20 protein-coding genes are annotated in these 17,319 nt (G+C 58.4%); 9 read left to right on the top strand and 11 right to left on the bottom strand.

The genetic code is table 11. From position 1 onward, the window contains the following. Positions 1–182 precede the first annotated feature (182 nt). Positions 183–656 carry a cyclic nucleotide-binding domain-containing protein gene (locus CKW20_RS02600; protein ID WP_095051527.1) on the top strand — a complete coding sequence of 158 codons (474 nt, stop codon included), beginning with the start codon at positions 183–185 and terminating at the stop codon, positions 654–656. A gap of 36 nt (positions 657–692) precedes the next feature. Here CKW20_RS02600 and CKW20_RS02595 read toward each other — a convergent pair whose 3' ends face one another. Next, positions 693–983 (bottom strand): hypothetical protein, encoded by a 291-nt coding sequence (locus CKW20_RS02595; RefSeq protein WP_095051526.1) that lies wholly within the window; start codon positions 981–983, stop codon positions 693–695. 96 nt (positions 984–1,079) lie between these two features. On the opposite strand from CKW20_RS02595, the gene CKW20_RS02590 reads away from it, so the two are divergent. From CKW20_RS02590 to CKW20_RS02575, 4 genes are all read left to right on the top strand, one after another. Continuing rightward, positions 1,080–1,766, top strand: a complete 687-nt coding sequence (locus CKW20_RS02590) for a spermidine synthase (protein ID WP_095051525.1) — start codon at positions 1,080–1,082, stop codon at positions 1,764–1,766. Between the two features lie 49 nt (positions 1,767–1,815). Further along, positions 1,816–2,187 carry a YajD family HNH nuclease gene (locus CKW20_RS02585; protein WP_007898702.1) on the top strand — a complete coding sequence of 124 codons (372 nt, stop codon included), beginning with the start codon at positions 1,816–1,818 and terminating at the stop codon, positions 2,185–2,187. Positions 2,188–2,294: 107 nt separating this feature from the next. After that, positions 2,295–2,765, top strand: a complete 471-nt coding sequence (locus tag CKW20_RS02580; protein ID WP_032830521.1) for an RNA methyltransferase — start codon at positions 2,295–2,297, stop codon at positions 2,763–2,765. A gap of 92 nt (positions 2,766–2,857) precedes the next feature. Next, on the top strand, positions 2,858–3,235 hold the full coding sequence (locus CKW20_RS02575) for a DUF2892 domain-containing protein (RefSeq protein ID WP_030132635.1): 378 nt from the start codon (positions 2,858–2,860) through the stop codon (positions 3,233–3,235). Positions 3,236–3,364: 129 nt separating this feature from the next. Here the strand turns inward: CKW20_RS02575 and CKW20_RS02570 are convergent, their stop codons facing one another. Together CKW20_RS02570 and CKW20_RS02565 are read right to left on the bottom strand one after the other, a co-directional pair. After that, on the bottom strand, positions 3,365–4,594 hold the full coding sequence (locus CKW20_RS02570) for a hypothetical protein (RefSeq protein ID WP_095051524.1): 1,230 nt from the start codon (positions 4,592–4,594) through the stop codon (positions 3,365–3,367). A 142-nt stretch (positions 4,595–4,736) separates the two neighbouring features. Then, on the bottom strand, positions 4,737–5,186 hold the full coding sequence (locus tag CKW20_RS02565; RefSeq protein ID WP_052966452.1) for a YcgN family cysteine cluster protein: 450 nt from the start codon (positions 5,184–5,186) through the stop codon (positions 4,737–4,739). A 165-nt stretch (positions 5,187–5,351) separates the two neighbouring features. Here CKW20_RS02565 and CKW20_RS02560 point away from each other — a divergent pair, with 165 nt between their 5' ends. Then, the gene (locus CKW20_RS02560) at positions 5,352–5,945 is read left to right on the top strand and encodes a nitroreductase family protein (RefSeq protein ID WP_095051523.1); all 594 of its coding nucleotides are present in this window, start codon (positions 5,352–5,354) and stop codon (positions 5,943–5,945) included. A 136-nt stretch (positions 5,946–6,081) separates the two neighbouring features. On the opposite strand, the gene CKW20_RS02555 is transcribed toward CKW20_RS02560, so the two are convergent. From CKW20_RS02555 to CKW20_RS02530, 6 genes are all read right to left on the bottom strand, one after another. Beyond that, a complete protein-coding gene (locus tag CKW20_RS02555) occupies positions 6,082–7,014 on the bottom strand; it encodes a D-2-hydroxyacid dehydrogenase (protein WP_095051522.1) in 933 nt (310 codons plus the stop codon). Between the two features lie 120 nt (positions 7,015–7,134). Next, positions 7,135–7,428, bottom strand: coding sequence for a YcgL domain-containing protein (locus CKW20_RS02550; protein ID WP_095051521.1), 294 nt, complete (start codon positions 7,426–7,428; stop codon positions 7,135–7,137). Next, the gene (gene rnd, locus CKW20_RS02545) at positions 7,425–8,558 is read right to left on the bottom strand and encodes a ribonuclease D (RefSeq protein ID WP_030132639.1); all 1,134 of its coding nucleotides are present in this window, start codon (positions 8,556–8,558) and stop codon (positions 7,425–7,427) included. Before rnd ends, CKW20_RS02550 begins: the two co-directional genes overlap by 4 nt. 123 nt (positions 8,559–8,681) lie before the next feature. Continuing rightward, the gene (locus CKW20_RS02540; protein WP_095051520.1) at positions 8,682–9,344 is read right to left on the bottom strand and encodes a class I SAM-dependent methyltransferase; all 663 of its coding nucleotides are present in this window, start codon (positions 9,342–9,344) and stop codon (positions 8,682–8,684) included. 73 nt (positions 9,345–9,417) lie between these two features. Continuing rightward, entirely contained in the window at positions 9,418–11,067 is a 1,650-nt protein-coding gene (locus CKW20_RS02535; RefSeq protein ID WP_095051519.1) for a phosphoethanolamine transferase, read from the bottom strand. A gap of 235 nt (positions 11,068–11,302) precedes the next feature. Beyond that, positions 11,303–12,610, bottom strand: a complete 1,308-nt coding sequence (locus CKW20_RS02530; RefSeq protein WP_371857399.1) for a glutamine synthetase family protein — start codon at positions 12,608–12,610, stop codon at positions 11,303–11,305. A 611-nt stretch (positions 12,611–13,221) separates the two neighbouring features. Here CKW20_RS02530 and CKW20_RS02525 point away from each other — a divergent pair. The 3 genes from CKW20_RS02525 (at position 13,222) to CKW20_RS02515 (ending at position 16,451) form a co-directional block, all read left to right on the top strand. Then, the gene (locus CKW20_RS02525; protein ID WP_095051517.1) at positions 13,222–14,406 is read left to right on the top strand and encodes a cyanate transporter; all 1,185 of its coding nucleotides are present in this window, start codon (positions 13,222–13,224) and stop codon (positions 14,404–14,406) included. Positions 14,407–14,420: 14 nt separating this feature from the next. Continuing rightward, entirely contained in the window at positions 14,421–15,368 is a 948-nt protein-coding gene (locus CKW20_RS02520; protein ID WP_095051516.1) for a DMT family transporter, read from the top strand. A 147-nt stretch (positions 15,369–15,515) separates the two neighbouring features. Continuing rightward, on the top strand, positions 15,516–16,451 hold the full coding sequence (locus tag CKW20_RS02515; protein WP_095051515.1) for a LysR family transcriptional regulator: 936 nt from the start codon (positions 15,516–15,518) through the stop codon (positions 16,449–16,451). 3 nt (positions 16,452–16,454) lie between these two features. Here the strand turns inward: CKW20_RS02515 and CKW20_RS02510 are convergent, their stop codons facing one another. Next, positions 16,455–16,820, bottom strand: a complete 366-nt coding sequence (locus CKW20_RS02510; RefSeq protein WP_095051514.1) for a 5-carboxymethyl-2-hydroxymuconate Delta-isomerase — start codon at positions 16,818–16,820, stop codon at positions 16,455–16,457. Positions 16,821–16,990: 170 nt separating this feature from the next. Beyond that, on the bottom strand, positions 16,991–17,182 hold the full coding sequence (locus tag CKW20_RS02505; RefSeq protein WP_030132646.1) for a DUF1508 domain-containing protein: 192 nt from the start codon (positions 17,180–17,182) through the stop codon (positions 16,991–16,993). Positions 17,183–17,319 lie beyond the last annotated feature (137 nt).

Below are 17,319 nucleotides of genomic sequence, written 5' to 3'. Positions count from 1 at the left end.
TGGCCCGGTGTGCCGGTCTTAACACCAGACACTAGGCGCGATCCCTTGTAGGAGCGAGGCTTGCCCGCGAAGAGGCACTAACATCCAACATCAATGTTGCCTGTCACACCGCCTTCGCGGGCAAGCCTCGCTCCTACAGAGGGCGGTGCCCGGAACAGACACAAGAAAAAGACCGTGACGACATGTCAGAACCGACCTTACTGAACAAAGAAATTCGCGACTGGCTGATGGACTGCGGCCTGTTCGATCAACTGTTGCCGGCAGACTTCGTGGCAGCTTCGGGTTACTTCAGCATCAGCACCATCGCCGAAGGTGAAGAGATTTTCCATGAGGGCGATGCCGGCAGTTTCATGTGCATCATCCACACCGGCCAGGTCGCGGTGCAGAAGACCAACAGCGACGGGCAACGGGTGACCATGGCTACCTTGCGCAGCGGTCGGGCCTTCGGTGAAATGGCCGTACTCGATGGTGAACGGCGCTCGGCCAGTTGCGTGGCCGCGAGCAATTGCCAGTTGCTCAATCTGGGCAAGGACTCCCTGGAAAAGATGCTCAACGATGCGCCAAAAATCGCCGCGAAGATCATCCGCGCCCTCGCCGTCTCCCTCTCCAAACGCTTGCGCATGGCCGACGGGCAACTGCTCTCACAGCAGATTTAGTGTCCTGTCTTACAAACACTATTTGTGAAACAGACACTACCCGCCCGGCGTTTTGATTTTCGTCGTGCTCGGTTCAAGGCCTGGCAATGTCTGGTCTTTGGGTGGGTTAGGCATTTCGATCGGCGGCAACAGCGGTGGCCCGCCACTGCCTGTGCCGGCCTTAGGCACGCTGGTCGGGGTGATCTGTGGATACGGCGTCGGAGTGGCGGTGCCGGGTGAGCCGGGCATCGGCACGGGGCTGGTGGGGATGGTTTGCAGCTCCTGGGCCTGCACTGCAGTTATCGAGAGCGCGGCCAGGGCAATGACCGTTAGAATGGTGCGCTTCATCAATGGCTCCGTTGGCCTTGTTGTCTTTTTGCAGGCTACTCCCAACTGCGCGTGTTTGCCTTCCTCCGTATATCAATTTCTCCTCAAGAGAGCGCCATGAAACGTTTCGTTCTGCTCGACACCACCCCCATCCCTGAAAACGGCGGTGCCTTGTGCCTGTTCGAATATGGCGAGGATTTCGTCATCAAGATTCAGGGCGGTGACGGCGGGCAGTTGATGAACACCCGCATGCACGGCTCCGAAGATGCCCTGGCCGAAATCCCCTGCCGCAAGGTCGCCGGCCGGCTAAATTCGCGGGTATTGATCGGTGGCCTGGGCATGGGCTTCACCCTCGCCTCGGCGCTCAAGCATTTGGGCAAGACGGCTGAAGTGGTGGTCGCCGAGCTGGTGCCCGGTGTGGTTGAGTGGAACCGTGGGCCGCTGGGTGAGAAAGCCGGCAACCCGCTGCTCGACCCGCGCACCGTGATCCGTATGGAAGATGTGGCCAAAGTGTTGCAAGCCGAACCACAAGGTTTCGATGCGATCATGCTCGACGTCGACAACGGCCCCGAAGGCCTGACCCAGAAGGCCAACAGCTGGCTCTACTCTGCCGGAGGCCTGAGTGCCTGCGCCAAGGCCCTGCGCCCCAAAGGCGTGCTGGCGGTGTGGTCGGCCAGCGCCGACCGGCAGTTTTCCGACAAGCTGAAAAAAGCCGGTTTCAAGGCCGAAGAAGTGCAAGTCTTCGCCCACGGCAACAAGGGCACCCGCCACACCATCTGGATTGCCGAGAAGCTCAAGGGCTGAGCTAAACTTCGCTTAATACCGTCATTAGTCATTTTACAAAGGTGAACCCATGAGTTCGTCCACCCCAACCAACACATCGAAGCTGGACCGCATCCTTGCCGACAATCAGCGCGACAAGGAAATGGGTTACCGCGACAAGGCTCTGAAGATGTACCCGCACGTGTGCGGCCGCTGCGCCCGTGAATTCTCCGGCAAGCGCCTGAGCGAACTGACCGTGCACCACCGCGATCACAACCATGACAACAACCCTCAGGACGGTTCGAACTGGGAGCTGTTGTGCCTGTATTGCCATGACAACGAACACTCGCGGTATACCGATCAGCAGTATTTTGATGAAGGCTCGCTGAGTACGCCGAAGATTGCCAAGGCTACGCATAATCCGTTTGCGGCGTTGGCGGGGTTGATGAAGAAAGAAGACTGAAGATATTCGTTATTGATCGTTCCCACGCAGAGCGTGGGAACGATCACTGAACACCCCTCCCCCAATCCCCGTATAATCGCCGTTTTTTCCCCGAAGGCACCCCGCTCGTGGCAGACAAACGGTACAGCTGCATTGGTTTGTATAACCCCAAATCACCGGAGAACGTCGGTTCGGTGATGCGCGCCGCCGGCTGCTATGGCGTGGCGTCGGTGTTTTACACCGGCAAGCGCTATGAGCGCGCCGCCGATTTCGTCACCGACACCAAGAGAGTCCATTACGACATTCCGCTGATCGGCATCGACGATCTGAAAAAAATCCTGCCCCTGGGCTGTGTGCCGGTCGCGGTCGAACTGGTCGACGGTGCCCGTTCGCTGCCGGAATACACTCACCCGGATCGCGCCCTCTACATCTTCGGCCCCGAAGACGGCTCGCTGGATAAAGAAATCCGCGACTGGTGCGAAGACGTGGTCTACATCCCGACCACCGGCTGCATGAACCTGGCGGCCACCGTCAACGTTGTGCTGTACGACCGCATGGCCAAGGGCAACAACACCCGCTCGGGTCCGAAATTCCGCTGAATTGCCGCATATTCGATGGAACAAGCCGCTCGCCCAGGCAGTCAGCTAAATATCTATTGCTGAAGCAACCCTTCCCTGCCTGGAGACAGATCATGCGCGAGTTCAACCCTGTAGAACGTATCGAAACCACCCCGTTCCAGAGCCCCTCCGTACAGAACGTTCATGGTTGGGAACGCGCCGGCTCCCTGGCGGGTGGCGTGGTCATGCTGAGCAAGGGTCTGCGACGTGGCGGCGTGTTCGGATTGATTGAAATAGCCATCGGCGGCATGGCTCTGGCCCGGGGAATCACCGGGCATTGCTCGGCAAAAAGACTGTTGGAAAAGAACCGTCAGGACATGGAAAACGCACGCGCGAGAATCGAGCGCGCCGGGGATGAGCTGAGCCGCATGAAAGCCAATGCCGAAGCGGCGACCAGCACGGCGACCGTGACGGGAAATGATTCGTTGAACTCGCCGAAGGCTGGGGTTTGATCCGAAATTTGCGGTGGGACTCTGGGCCTCTTCGCGGGCAAGCCTCGCTCCTACAGTAATTGGCGGTGATCACACATGTTGTATACGCCACAAATCCTGTAGGAGCGAGGCTTGCCCGCGAAGGCGGTATTACTGAAGCAACCCGGTATCGAGCACTCTGGAAGGCTCGCCAATAACGCTTTCCGCGAGCTGGATGAACTCCTTGGTATCCACACTCTCCAAACGCATTGCCCCACGCAACACATCATCCAGCGAACGCTTGTTGCGGGTTTTCAGGCGAATCTCGCGGTCCAGTTCCTGTAGCAACACCACCGCTTTGGCCACCTGCGCCGGGTTGATCTGCTCACCGCGCAAAGTGCTGACCTTCTGGCTGTCCTTGATCAACTTGCTGTGCAGGCCCTCATACCGCTCATCACTCATGCCGCCTGCGCGGCGCACCAGCTCGATGGCGTAATACTCGGCAAACCCTTCGCTGATCCAGTCGCTGCGCTGGCTGTCGTTGATCCGCCCGAACACTTGAGCCAATTCACGCACCAGCGCACTGGTGCCGCTTTCACTGACCAGCGGCAGACGCGTGTTCAGGTAGATCGATTCATGTGCAGCCGAGCTGCCGCGCCACAATGGGTCATTGGCGCCGACAATCAGCAGCTTGCTGGGGTGACGCGGAAAAACCGCCTGCACTTGCGGCCAGACGAAGGTCAGCAACGTCAGCACGTCCATACGGCGCATGCCCTGCCCCTGGGGCGAAGCGACGGTGACCTCGGTTTCCCCCAGTCGCGTGCGACGGCTGCCGAGGTGGCCGGCGAGCATCCAGCCGGTGGGACGGTCGAACAGGCGCGAGGCGTTATCGATGCGAAACTTGTGTTGGCCGATCCGTGGCCAAGCGGTTTCGACGCTTTTCCAACCGCTGGGCAATTCGAATTCAAGGCGTGAAACCAGTTCGATGCCGTCCTGTTGATCGAGTCTGGCTGCCGGCACCAGATCGTCTCCGCGCATCAATGCCCAAGTCGACGTCATGCGTGTGTCGAAGCTGCCGCTCTTGCGCCCGTGGCTGATGCGCACGCGGTAGCTCAGGCTGGCCTTGTCGGCGGTCGGACGCCAAACGCCACGAACCTGTTTACCCTGTGTGAGCAGCCATTGGCCATCGGCTTTGAAATCACTGTAGTGACTGCCGTCGCCCAAGTCGAAATCCAGGCTGCGCACCGCCGAGCCTTGAGCCAGGGTCAAGCGCACTTCGGCCTGATCGCTCTGCGGCAACAGGCGCACGTGATAATCCAGATCGACTTTCTTCGCCGCCCACACAGGCAAACTCAGGGCCAGCAGCCCGACAGCCAGCGCCCGCCGCACTCCCACAGCCATACACACTCCTATTGGCGAACGAGCTTGCTCCAGGCCGCGTTCCGACGCTGAGCTGCGTAGCGCGCCCCAAATTCTTGTAATCACTGCCGATTTTGTGAGTGCTACGCACTCAAGCGGGAGCAAGCGCCTCCCTCGCCACCAATTAACCCGCGCGAAAAATCAGATGGTCTTCCCAATCGTCTTCGGCCACGCTGCCCTCAGCGAGCATGCGCCCTGACTGGGAAATACGTTCGTGATGCACCGCCTCGCGATCACCGCACACCAGGTGATGCCAGAGCGGCAAATCCTTGCCTTCGCTGACCAGTCGATAGCCGCAGGTCGGCGGCAGCCATTTGAATTCATCAGCCTTGCCCGGCGTGAGCTGGATGCAATCGGGCACAAAGTCGCGGCGATTGGGGTAATCAGTGCACTGACAGGTTTTGAGGTCCAGCAGTTTGCAGGCGATACGCGTGTAGTAGACGGCGTTGTCGTCTTCGTCCTCGAGTTTTTGCAGGCAACACAGGCCACAGCCGTCGCACAGCGATTCCCATTCCTCTTGATCGAGTTGATCGAGGGTTTTGCGTATCCAGAACGGTTCGACTTTGGCGGCCATGGCTCAAGCATCAACATCAGGTGGTGAAAAGGCCGCCAGTCTAGTGCCAAGACCCCGGCGGGCCAAGCATTGGCGACTGTCGGTAGAACGCGCTTGTCAGTTATTGCGCCGCCAAGTAGGGTTTTGCGTCGCCCTTCACTTTCAAACGTCGCAAGGAATCTCTTGATGAGTGCCAATCCACGCGTTGCCGACTACGCCATTCACCCTCAGTTCACCGATCGCTGGTCGCCCCGTGCCTTCACCGGCGAAACCATTGCCGAAGAGACCCTGCTGAGCTTCTTCGAAGCTGCACGCTGGGCGCCATCGGCGTACAACTCGCAGCCTTGGCGGTTTCTCTATGCGCGTCGCGACACGCCGAACTGGGAGCGTTACCTGGGCCTGCTGAACGAGTTCAACCGCAGCTGGGCGCAGCACGCCTCGGCGCTGGTGATCGTGGTTTCGAAAACCACCTTTGCGATACCTGGCGCCACCGAAGAAACACCGGCGCTGTGGCACACCTTCGACACCGGCTCGGCCTGGGGCCATCTGGCCCTGCAAGCGAGCATCAGCGGCTGGCACACCCACGGCATGGCCGGCTTTGATCAGGAGCTGACCCGCAAAGAGCTGAATATTCCTGAAGGTTATGCGCTGCACGCGGCAGTGGCGATCGGTAAGCTGGGCGACAAGGCGACGCTGGCCGAGTACCTGCAAGCGCGCGAAGAGCCAAGCCCGCGTCGTCCGTTGAGCGAATTGACCGCCGAAGGCGATTTCACCCTCTAAGCGCGCCGGACCCGATCGTACCCACGCGCAGCAAAGGAATGCATCCCGTGACGCTCTGCGCCACATCCGAAGCGGAACGCGGAGCGTCCCTGGCGGCATTCCTTTGCTGCGCGTGGGAACGGTCCGCTAGGTAAATTCAATACCCGCGCGCGAAATCCACTTCCCCACGCAACGCTTCGCCCGCCTGATACGCCCGCAGGTTCTCGACAAACAACTTCACCATCATCGGTGGCGAAGTCGGTGCCGAACTGTGGCCGGTCAATAACAGGCCCCACGCGGTCCAGAACGGATGGCGTTGCGGCAGCGGCTCCTGACGGCAGACGTCGATCACGGCTCCGGCCAGATGCCCTTCCTTCAAGGCTTCCACCAAATCTGCATCGACCACCGCCACGCCGCGCCCGACGTTGATGAACAATCCCGTCGGCTTGAACTGCTTGAACAGTGCGGCGTCGTACAGGTCGTGAGTATTCGGAGTGTTCGGCAGCAGATTGATCACGTAATCCACTTCACCGACCAGGCGCGGCAAATCGCTCAGCGCGCCGACTTCGACAAAAGGCGCCTGTGCCCGGGCGGTGCTGGCGATGCCATATAACTCGACGCCAAACGGCAGCAGAAACTGCGCCACGGTCTGACCGATGTCACCGGTGCCGACGATCAACACCTTGCGTCCTGCCAGGCTTTGACTCTGGCGGCTGTCCCATTTTCGCTCGACCTGGCTGACCAACCGCGCCAGTACTTCGCGCTCGTGGCCGAGCATGTAAGTCAGCACATATTCGGCCATGACCTGACCGAAAATCCCTACCGCGCGAGTCAGGCGATAGTGCCGCGGCAAGCCGTCGGCCAGCAACGGCGTGATGCCGGCCCAGGTCGATTGCAACCATTGTGGTTCGTGGCCCTGACGCAGCAAGGTCGCCAGCAGATCCGGCTGACCGAGCCAGACCTGGCACTCGGCGGCCTGACGGGCCAGTTCGGCGGAGTCGCCGCTGGTCAGTACTTCCAGATCAGGCGCTGCCTGACGCAACAGTTGGGCATACACAGGATGGTCGTGTTCAGCAATCAGAACGCGCATGGTTCAAACCTTTCAAAAACAGTGCAGACGGCCGCCGACGGAGTATCACTCCATCGCCCTGGCCATAGTCAAAATCATTCCAGTGTTTCATGAAGGCTCTGAACAGAGCCTGTCTGTCGACTACATCGGATCGTTGCGTCGCAGCAATTCTTCCGGCAGGTGCTCGATGTATTCGTCTTCGGCCGGCGGCATTTGCAGGTGGTAGCCCTGCTTGTCGAGGTTTTCCAGCACGACGACGATGTCTTCACTGGCCAGTTTGCGCTCGGGCGACAGCACCAGATCGAAGGAATGTTTCGGCTTGCCGAAGGCCAGCATCAGCGCTTCCGGCACACGTTCAAGCGCATCGCTTTTGAGCACATAAAGGTACATGCCGCTGCGCTTGGAGCTTTGGTAGATGGAACAAATACGTTTCAAGGCTGTTCTCCGGCGGTGGCCAGGCTGTCGAGCAGCGCTTGGCCCATCAATTCGCGGCGCCAGCCACGCAGCGAATCAGGCAATTGGTAAGGACCATTGGGGAAGCCGCTCTTGAGCAGCGCTTCCAGGGTTTTCTTGCGCAGCATCAGCTCTGGCGCGATGTTCAGGCGCTCGGCTTCGGCCTGGCCGATGGCGCGCAGCTGTTTGACCAGCGCGGCGGCTTCCACCGGTAACGGCTCCGGCACTGCTGGCGGCCATTGATCAGGCGACACACTGCCAGAGCGCTTGATCAGATCAAGCAGAAATTCGCCGTCCTGACGCACGGTACGCGGGTGCATGTCTTCGATTTTCGCCAGCGCGCCAAGGTTGTCCGGTTGCGTGCGCGCCAACGGCCACAGGGAATGTTCACGGACGATGCGGTTGCGCGGCAGATCACGGGCACGGGCCTGCGTCTCACGCCAGGCGCAAAGTTCACGCAACACAGCGAGTTGGGCACGGGACAGTTTCCAGGCCAGTTTGGCGTCGCGATAGACCTCATACGGGTCGACCTCGCGACGCAGATTGGCCACCAGCTCGGCACCGTCTTCCAGGACCCAGGCGTATTTTTCGTCAGAAAGCTTCGGACGCAGCTGTACGAAAACTTCCGCCAGATGCAAAGCGTCTTCGGCGGCGTAGCTGATCTGGGTGTCGGACAGCGGACGTTGCAGCCAGTCGGAACGGGTTTCGCCCTTGGGCAGGTCAATGCCGAGCACCTCCTGCACCAGCCGCGAATAGCCCATCGAGAAACCGAGGTTCAGGTAAGCGGCGGCCAGTTGGGTGTCGAACAGCGGCGCCGGCAAGCTGCCGGTCAGGCGCAGTAATACTTCCAGGTCTTCGCTGCACGCATGCACGACTTTGACCACGGCCGGGTTTTCCAGCAACGCGGCCAACGGCTGCCAATTGTCGATGGTCAGCGGGTCAATCAGGTAAGCGCGTACGCCATCGCCGATCTGCAGCAGGCCTGCAATCGGGTAAAAGGTGTCGACCCGCATGAATTCGGTGTCGAGGGCAACGAATGGCAGCTGCTGCCACTCGGCACAAAACTGACCGAGGCTATCGTTGTCGCGAATCCAGTGAATATCGATGGCCACACGGCTCTCCCTTGAAGAATGGCGCGCAGTATATATCGCCCCCGGCGATTTCCGCGCATCCACTGAACAAGAGCTTTAGCGAAAATACCTGCAGAACAGCAAGAATTGTCTGACAGGTGGAGATTAGTTGCCCTTACGCAACACGTAGACCCGCATCCGCGCGCAACCCGGCAGGAAGTCCTGATGGCTGAGCAAGTGGAAACCCGCTTGCCTGAACTCGGCCTCAAGCTCGGCCTTGCTCGCCTGCGGCTGGACCTCTGCGCCCTCCACGTCCGATCGGCGCAGCTTGAACCCCCCATCAACCCGCACTGCCACAATCACTGTATCGCGACTGACCCGGTGGAACTCGCCCAGCATCGTCAACCGATGCTCAGGACTGGCGAGGTGTTGAAACAGTTGCATGCAAAAAATGCAGTCAACTGCGTTCGCCGACAAACCGATGGTGAAGGCTGAACTTTGAAAGGTCTTGATCCGTTCCAGCAACTGCTGCGAATGATGGATGCGGGCATGATCGAGCATGTCCTGAGACGGATCGGTCGCAAGAATCACCCGATTCGCATGCTCGGCCAGTACCGGCCAGAAGCGCCCGACTCCGCAGGCTACATCAAGAATCAGCCCCGGTTCGCCAGCGACCTGAAGCGCATTACGCACCAGTTGCTCATCGCGCCAGAACGTCAAACGCCCCGCCAGGCCACGCGGTCGCGACTGAAGGCAGACGCGGGCGTGTTCCTGATCGTAGCGCCGGGCGAACTCGAGTTCGATGGCGGATGGGGGCAGCGCGGACATGTGCAATGGCTCTTGTTGGACGTTCCTGGCGCCACAGGTTAGTGGTCGCTACGTGAAAAAAAGGTCGAATCACTCATTTTTTGGCCAGAACACCGTCGATCACTGCACCGCGGCAGCCGGCAAACATGTCCAGCTCCGGGTTATAGACCTTGCTGTTGACCTCCAGCAGGCCAAGCATCGAATGGAACAGGTTGTCTTGACTCAAGGGCTTTTCACGACTCAGTTGCAGGCAATGGGTGTCGACCGAAAAGGACTTTTGATAGCTGTCGGAGAACCACGCCAGCATCGCTACATGCTTCTGTTGTTCCGGCGCCAGCAGGTAAGGCGTGCCATGAAGAAACAGGTTGTATTCGCCTAGCGATTCGCCGTGATCCGACAGATAAAGCATCGCGGTATCGACTTTGTCCTGGTTGCTTCGCAACAGATCGATCAGGGTCGACAGCACATGATCGGTGTACACCAATGTGTTGTCGTAGCCATTGACGATACTTTCGCGGCTGCAATTGTTTAGTGCATTGCTTTCACACACCGGGGTGAAGTGTTCGTATTCTTTCGGGTAGCGCTTGAAGTACTCCGGACCGTGACTGCCCATTTGATGCAGTACCAGCACGGTGTCTTTATCCAGCGTGTCGATGAAGTGCTGCAAACCTTGCAGAAGAATTTCATCGCGGCACTCGCTGTTGGCGCACAGCACCGGGTCTTTCAGATTACTCACGTCGTCGACAGTGACCCGATCGCAGGTGCCTTTACAGCCCGACTGGTTATCGCGCCAGATCACCTCGAGACCGGCGTGCTTGAGCACATCCAGCAGACCTTCCTCGTTCTTTGCCTTGCTGGCGTTGTAATCCTTGCGGCCCATGTTGGAAAACATGCAAGGCACCGACACGGCCGTTTCCGTGCCGCAAGAATGCACATCGGTGAAGGCAATCAGGCCGGATTCTTTTTCCAGTGTGGGCGTGGTGTCGCGGTCATAACCCAGGATGCCGAAGTTCTCCGCCCGGGCACTTTCACCCACCACCAGTACCGTCAGGGATTTACGGCCGTGGGTCTGCCAGATCGGGTTTTTCCGAGCGTCTTCACCGAGTTTGATAAAGGGCTGCCGGGCAGAAACGACTTGCTCGCGCAGATAGCCGAGCGAGGCACCGATGTAATTGCTTGGCACCACCATCAAGCGCAATTCATGGTGATTGCGAAACAACGACGACAGGCCTTGATAGTTGACCAGGGCGACACCACCGATCACCGCAACCGAGGCGACACTCACCAGCACTTTACTTAATAACTCCCGGTGCCAACGACGGTAATTAACTGGCGTCTTCCACAACAACCACGACGGCAAAACTCCGAGCAAAATAATATAAACAAACAACTTCAAGGACAGTAAGTCGCGCACTTCTGTGGCATTGGTTTCTGCGAAGTTACGAAACATACCGACATCGATCAGCACACCGTATTGGCTCATGAAATAGGCCACGCCGGCACTGACCAAAAAGATCAGTGTCAACACGGATTTCATCACAGGCCGGAATGAAAGCAAGGTCAGCACAATGTTGAAGACCGCCAGGATCATCACCCCGAACGCGACACGCATGGCGATGCCTTGACCGTCTGCAGCGGTGATATCGAAGAGGTGTTGCCAGAGAACTGAATTGAACCCTGCCAATAAAAAGGCACTGGCAATCAACGCCACCCACTCGGGGCGCACGGCTTTGAACTTCAACATGATGATCGGCTGTTCCTGAAAAGAAGTGCCCGCGGTAAATGTGAAAACTTCATTTACCGCGACAACACAAATCTTAAGCAGCCAACCCTCAATTTTTCGTGAAAAAGAAGCCAACGATTAGTTGGCTCATGGCATTAGGCCCAAACTTTCAACACTGGGTGTCCTGTCTCACCAATACGGTTCCTCTTTTGACGCCGTCAAAAAGGAACAGTATTGGCGAGACAGGACACTAAATTCAGGCCTGATGCAGATACCAGCGCCAGTCTTGCTCACCGACTTCGCCCATGAACTGCCAGTATTCGGCACGTTTCACCGCCAGATACACGCCAAGAAACTCACTGCCGAATGCCTCCCGCGCCCAGTTCGAAGCCTCCAGTGCTCGCAATGTGGTCAACCAGTCGGTTGGTAACAATTGCGTAGCCTGGGCGTACCCGTTGCCTTCCACGGGGGCTCCAGGATCAAGTTGCTCGCGGATGCCGCGATGAATCCCGGCCAGGATCGCCGCAGCCGCCAGGTACGGGTTGGCGTCGGCCCCACAGATACGGTGTTCGATATGCCGGGAGAACGCCGGCCCGCCGGGCACTCGCAAACTTACGGTGCGGTTATCCACCCCCCAGGTAGCCGCCAGGGGTGCGTAGCTGTTGGTCTGGAAGCGACGGTACGAGTTGGCGTTCGGACAGAACAGCAGCAACGAATCGAGCAACGTGTCGAGCATCCCGCCGACCGCGTGTTTGAGCAGCAGGGTGCCGTCCGGGGCTTCGCTGGCGAACAGGTTGTTGCCGTCCTTGTCCGCCAGGCTGACGTGCATGTGCATGCCGGTGCCGGCCAGATCATCGAAAGGTTTGGCCATGAAGCAGGCTGTCATTCCGTGTTTGTGGGCCACACCCTTGACCAGCCGTTTGTAGCGCACCGCTTCATCCATCGCCTGCAACGCATCGGGGCGGTGTTCAAGGGTGATTTCCACCTGCCCCGGCGCATATTCGGAGATTGCCGTGCGCGCCGGAATGCCCTGAAGTTTGCAGGCGCTGTAAAGGTCGGCCAGAAACGGCTCGATTTGCTCCAGTTCCCGCAAGCCGTAAACCTGCGTGGCGCGTGGCCGCCCACCATCGACATCCCGCGCCGGCTGCGGCCGACCGTTGCTGTCGCGCTGCTGATCCAGCAGATAGAACTCCAGCTCCGCCGCCATCACCGGGTAATAACCGTCGGCCTGCAAGCTTTCGATGACCTTGGCCAGCAGGTGCCGTGGGTCGGCGATGGTCGCGGGCATGCCCTCTTTCGGATGCATGCTGACCTGCACCGCCGCCGTGGGAATCAATCGCCACGGCATGCGCTGCAAACTGCCGCTGATCGGGTAGGCCCGGCAATCGATATCACCGACGTCCCAGACCAGCCCGGAATTTTCTACGTCATCGCCATTGATGGTCAGGCCCAGAATGGTACTCGGCAGCGGCCGCCCGCTTTCGTACACCGCCAGCAGTTCATCGCGATGCAGCAACTTGCCCCGTGGCACTCCGTTGTTGTCGACGATGAACAGCTCGAACATTTCGATATCAGGATTGTGTTCCAGGAAGGTCAGGGCTTGTTCTTTCGTGGCGAAGGATGTCGTGGCACAACTCATGGGAATTCTCGTCTATCCGCGTCAGGCAAACGCACAGGCGCCGCCGGGTTGATCCCGGCGCACAGCGCGAGACCTGTCAGAACAATCAACGGGACATGCAAGAATCCGGCGGGCGCGCGTGGCGGCAGTGCCATAGCGCCCAAAAAGCCAGTTCGGAGGGAAGTGCGACCGGACAATCGTCCATAGAGAAGACCGCTGTAAACAGATGAGCGCAGCGTCACATGGGCGGTTAAGTCGTTAAATCGGGTTTTGAAGAACCTTGGGTGTGGATTGGCTAAACATTCACTGAATGCCTTAAGTAAACAAAATCTACCAAACACCGAAGGACTAATGTGGGAGCCGGCTTGCTCGCGAAGGGGCCGTCACATCCGACATCTCTGTCGACTGATACTCCGCTTTCGCGAGCAAGCCCCCTCCCACATTAGATCTGCGTTGCATCACAGCTATTTAATTTTTAAATACTGCTCCAGACTTTCTGATTTGCCGCCTCCAGGGCTCGCGCGCCTAATTGGCTCCTTGTTCCTGAAGGTCCGATTATGGAAAACGTTCGCGCAACCTCCCGTCCTGCCTTCTGGCTGATGTTCGGCATCATTCTTGTTGCCCTGAACCTGCGTCCGTCCATGGCTGCTGTCGGTCCTTTGCTATCAGCCATTCGCGGTGATATCCCGCTGAGTTTCAGCCTGGCCTCGCTCCTGACGATGCTGCCAGTCATGGCCATGGGGCTGGCGATGTTCTTCGGCATCGGTATTAGTCAGCGTTTGGGCGAGCAACGTACCGTGGTGCTGTCGCTGTTGATCATTGGCCTTGCCACAGTGTCGCGGCTGTTCCTCGATTCTGCGGCGGAGCTGATCTTGAGTGCCGTGTTGGCCGGCATCGGCATTGCGTTGATCCAGGCGATAATGCCCACCCTGATCAAGTCCCGTTTCAGCGACAACGTTTCCGTGTGCATGGGCCTCTACGTGACGTCGATCATGGGCGGCGCGGCAATCGCGGCGTCGTTTGCGCCGCTGGTGATGACCCGCACCGACAGTTGGCGAATGGGCTTGGCGATCTGGGCAGCGCTGGCGCTGGTGGCGTTGCTGTTCTGGTGCGCCCAACGCCCGGGAATGCCGACGCTGGATGCCAAATCATCAGGCAAAGAATCCTTTTTCACCCATTCCCGCGCCTGGTTACTCGCGATCTTCTTCGGCCTCGGCACGGCGTCCTATACCTGTGTGCTGGCCTGGCTGGCGCCGTACTACGTGGAAAAAGGCTGGAGCGAACAACAGGCCGGTTTGTTGCTGGGCTTTTTGACCGCCATGGAAGTGTTGTCGGGGCTATTGGTACCCGCCATCGCCAATCGCAGTCGCGACCGGCGGCTGGTGCTGGTGGTATTGCTGACGCTGATCATGGTCGGTTTCTGCGGGCTGATTCTGAGCCCGCAACACCTGAGCCTGCTGTGGCCTTGCCTGCTCGGACTGGGCATCGGCGGACTGTTCCCGATGAGCCTGATCGTGTCGTTGGATCATCTGGACAGTCCCCAACGCGCAGGCGGGCTGACTGCCTTCGTGCAGGGTATCGGTTACCTGATCGCCGGCCTTTCCCCGCTGATGGCCGGGATAATTCGCGATCAGTTGGGCAGTTTCGAATGGGCCTGGTGGTCACTGACTGGCGTCATGGCATTGATGATCCTGATGGCTCTGCGCTTCGATCCGCGGCATTACGCCAAACACATTCATTGACCCGGCCCCCCATCATGAAACGCACAGGTTTTGCTGCCGCTCACGTCGGCATGCTGCTCTGGGCACTGTTGATTGCCGTCTCGTTTTCCGCGGCAGCCCAGGTCAGCCAGGCCATCGACCCGATTCTGCTCACCGGTTTGCGCCTGCTGCTTTGCGCCCTGGTGTTTTTACCCCTGCTGCTGTTCAAGGGCGACACCGCCATGAACATCCAAGGACTGCTCAACCATGCGGTGCTCGGTATGCTGCTGGCGCTTTATTTCGGTTCGTTGTTCGAAGCGCTGCGCTACACCTCGGCAGTGAACACCGGAACGATGTTCGCGCTGGTGCCGTTGCTGACGCTGCTGTTCGAAGCCTTCCTGATACCCGACAACAGACTGAAACAACGCGTATTGCCTATGCTGATTGCCGCAGCCGGTGCCGTGCTGCTGGTGTGGAAAGGTGCAGCCCCCGGTGAACTGCCATCGCTGTATGCAGTGTCGGTGTATGGGGTCGGCTGCCTGGCGATGGCGCTCTACTCGCCCCTGAGTCAACGATTCAAGGTCAATAGCCTCAAGGGGCGCGGCCCGGTGGGCATGACCTTCTGGAACATGCTGTTCGGCGCGCTGTTTCTATTGGCGTTCTGTGGGTTCAGCGGCGGCTGGCGATCGGCGTCGTTGCTGACTGTGAGCGATCTTTGGTGGTTGATCTATCTGGCACTGTTCGCCACCTTGGCGACCTTCTGGCTACTGCATCGAGCCATTGGCGTCATCGCACCCTCCTCGGTCATTTCCTACATCTACCTGAGCACTCTATTCATCACACTGTTCCACTGGTTCTGGCTACGCCAATCGCCACTCGCCCAGGAAATCATCGGCGCGTTACTGGTAGGCGCTGGCATGTTGGCGCTGCTAATATCCAGCCGCGAGGCGATCCCCGCGCAGCCATCAGCGTTAAAGGCCTCTGGCCAGCTTTCAAGAGATTGAATTCATAGGTCGTGTTCGTAACATTTTCTGTCCCACAACTGACCATGAAAAATCCTACAAGGCATTCTCTTGGCACCATCGTTCCGTTAGGATCGTTCGCACACGTTTGCGCACAGTCAGCGCAAAGGGCACAGCGAGACAGAATGGATGCTGAACAGTAACTTGCTTAGAAAGCTCGACATGCAGGACCTCATGGTGTTTGTCGCCGTGTATGAGCAAAGCAGCGTCACCGGTGTATCGGAGGCGCTCTGCGTCAGCCAGTCCACTGTGAGTTACTGCCTGAAAAAACTGCGCACCAGTTTCGAAGACGAGTTATTCATCAATACCCGCATGGGTATGCGCCCCACCTACAAAGCCAGCACCATGCATACCCATGTGCTGAAAATTCTCGAAAGCATCAACCTGTGTCATGCCGGGACACCGACCTTCGACCCGACCTTGCAACCGGTCACCTTCAATATCTGCGCGCCGGAGTACTTCGAGCAGTTGATCCTGCCGCGCCTGTTGAAGAGCTTCGATTTCGCCGACCTGCCAGTAATCGTCAACATGCACAAGTTCGAAACCGACATCCCGGCCGAAGAACTGCGCGACGGCAGCCTCGACCTGGTGATCTGTTTCGGCCCGAATTTTCATCGCAGCCACACCGATTTCAACTTCAGGATGCTGCTGGAAGATGACCTGGTCTGCGTCTTCGACAAACGCGCCACGCCGCTGGAACCGCGCTTGAGCCTGCAAGCGTTCACTCAACGCCGGCATGTGTTCCCGACGCCCTGGACATCCACTACCAATATGGTCGACGGTTGGCTTGCTCAACAAGCCCACAAACGACAGATTGTCGCTCGCTCCAACAGCTACAGCGCGGCGCTGAAGATGATCACCGGCACCGATTTCATCCTGACACTGCCTCGACGCATCCAGCAATTGCTGGCCAACGATGCAATTTTCAATCACTGCGAAGCGCCCAACGGCCTGCCGGGCTTCACCCTGAACATGCAGTGGAGTCAAAGCGTCGATCAGGACAGCGCCAACACTTGGCTACGCGAGCAAGTGATCAAAGCCTGCGTCGAGCAGGAAATGGCCTGAAACTTAGTGGCCAATGGCAGTCTTGGTGTAGGACTCTCGATCGATATCGAGGATTTCAACACACAGCTGGACCTCAACTCCCGTCGGCCACTCACACACATCCTGCACCACGGCCAGCAAGCTTTCAGACAACTGTTTTTTGATCTCCGGCGAACGACCGCTCAACAGCGCCAGCTTCACATGCACGAACGCCCGCTCGCCGAGCGCAGTGCCCACCCTGAAAGTCTCGACCCTCACGGCGCGAGCCTTGATGTCGAACTCAGCGCCAAACTGGCCGGAAGCGACCAACGCGTTATTGAGTCGCATCAACGCCACATCGGCATTCAATTCGGGTAAGTTAGCGGTGTATTCCATGTGCAGGTGGGGCATAACGGGGCTCCTGAAGATCGGCAGAAAGGTCGTACATATAACACAGCGCCGCCCTACTCACTGGGACAGCGGAAAAGTCGCACGCTCACTCATGAACGCCTCCAGACGCGAGCGCAACCCGTCCGATCAGAACGAAGCTGCTCTGACTGAGCAGCTTCACCGCCTGCAGCCTATATCTCCTTTACCGGGGTCTGATCCTCAGTCCCTTTGATCAAACTGATGGCATGCACACAATCAGACTTGTTGACGTACGCCTCTCCACTGGCAATTGTTTCATGATTCCCCGCCCGTAAACGCCAGCGCCATTGGCCCTTGCCGGTCTGCGCGGTACCACGGGTTTGCCTGTAAATCTCAAAATACATTGATCGCTCCTTGCGATTGCTGATTACGACAGATCAGTGATCTGCGAAACCAGAGTAGATGAGGAATTTCTAAGGCAACGTCTTTCACTGTGAGGGGATATTTCGAAAAAAAACCCTGATTCACGAAGCGATCAATA

The sequence above is a fragment of the Pseudomonas sp. Irchel s3b2 genome, from assembly GCF_900187445.1.
In the GTDB taxonomy this organism is placed as follows: Bacteria; Pseudomonadota; Gammaproteobacteria; order Pseudomonadales; family Pseudomonadaceae; genus Aquipseudomonas.
The sequence above is the reverse complement of the archived record's forward strand: the minus strand, read 5'-3'. Positions and strand labels throughout refer to the sequence as shown.

Bases quoted from the DNA above. Each gene is read 5' to 3' on its own strand.
- CKW20_RS02600 (WP_095051527.1), top strand. From the start codon at position 183: ATGTCAGAACCGACCTTACTGAACAAAGAAATTCGCGACTGGCTGATG.
- CKW20_RS02595 (WP_095051526.1), bottom strand. From the start codon at position 983: ATGAAGCGCACCATTCTAACGGTCATTGCCCTGGCCGCGCTCTCGATA.
- CKW20_RS02590 (WP_095051525.1), top strand. From the start codon at position 1,080: ATGAAACGTTTCGTTCTGCTCGACACCACCCCCATCCCTGAAAACGGC.
- CKW20_RS02585 (WP_007898702.1), top strand. From the start codon at position 1,816: ATGAGTTCGTCCACCCCAACCAACACATCGAAGCTGGACCGCATCCTT.
- CKW20_RS02575 (WP_030132635.1), top strand. From the start codon at position 2,858: ATGCGCGAGTTCAACCCTGTAGAACGTATCGAAACCACCCCGTTCCAG.
- CKW20_RS02570 (WP_095051524.1), bottom strand. From the start codon at position 4,594: ATGGCTGTGGGAGTGCGGCGGGCGCTGGCTGTCGGGCTGCTGGCCCTG.
- CKW20_RS02565 (WP_052966452.1), bottom strand. From the start codon at position 5,186: ATGGCCGCCAAAGTCGAACCGTTCTGGATACGCAAAACCCTCGATCAA.
- CKW20_RS02560 (WP_095051523.1), top strand. From the start codon at position 5,352: ATGAGTGCCAATCCACGCGTTGCCGACTACGCCATTCACCCTCAGTTC.
- CKW20_RS02555 (WP_095051522.1), bottom strand. From the start codon at position 7,014: ATGCGCGTTCTGATTGCTGAACACGACCATCCTGTGTATGCCCAACTG.
- CKW20_RS02540 (WP_095051520.1), bottom strand. From the start codon at position 9,344: ATGTCCGCGCTGCCCCCATCCGCCATCGAACTCGAGTTCGCCCGGCGC.
- CKW20_RS02535 (WP_095051519.1), bottom strand. From the start codon at position 11,067: ATGTTGAAGTTCAAAGCCGTGCGCCCCGAGTGGGTGGCGTTGATTGCC.
- CKW20_RS02530 (WP_371857399.1), bottom strand. From the start codon at position 12,610: ATGTTCGAGCTGTTCATCGTCGACAACAACGGAGTGCCACGGGGCAAG.
- CKW20_RS02525 (WP_095051517.1), top strand. From the start codon at position 13,222: ATGGAAAACGTTCGCGCAACCTCCCGTCCTGCCTTCTGGCTGATGTTC.
- CKW20_RS02520 (WP_095051516.1), top strand. From the start codon at position 14,421: ATGAAACGCACAGGTTTTGCTGCCGCTCACGTCGGCATGCTGCTCTGG.
- CKW20_RS02515 (WP_095051515.1), top strand. From the start codon at position 15,516: ATGCTGAACAGTAACTTGCTTAGAAAGCTCGACATGCAGGACCTCATG.
- CKW20_RS02510 (WP_095051514.1), bottom strand. From the start codon at position 16,820: ATGCCCCACCTGCACATGGAATACACCGCTAACTTACCCGAATTGAAT.
- CKW20_RS02505 (WP_030132646.1), bottom strand. From the start codon at position 17,182: ATGTATTTTGAGATTTACAGGCAAACCCGTGGTACCGCGCAGACCGGC.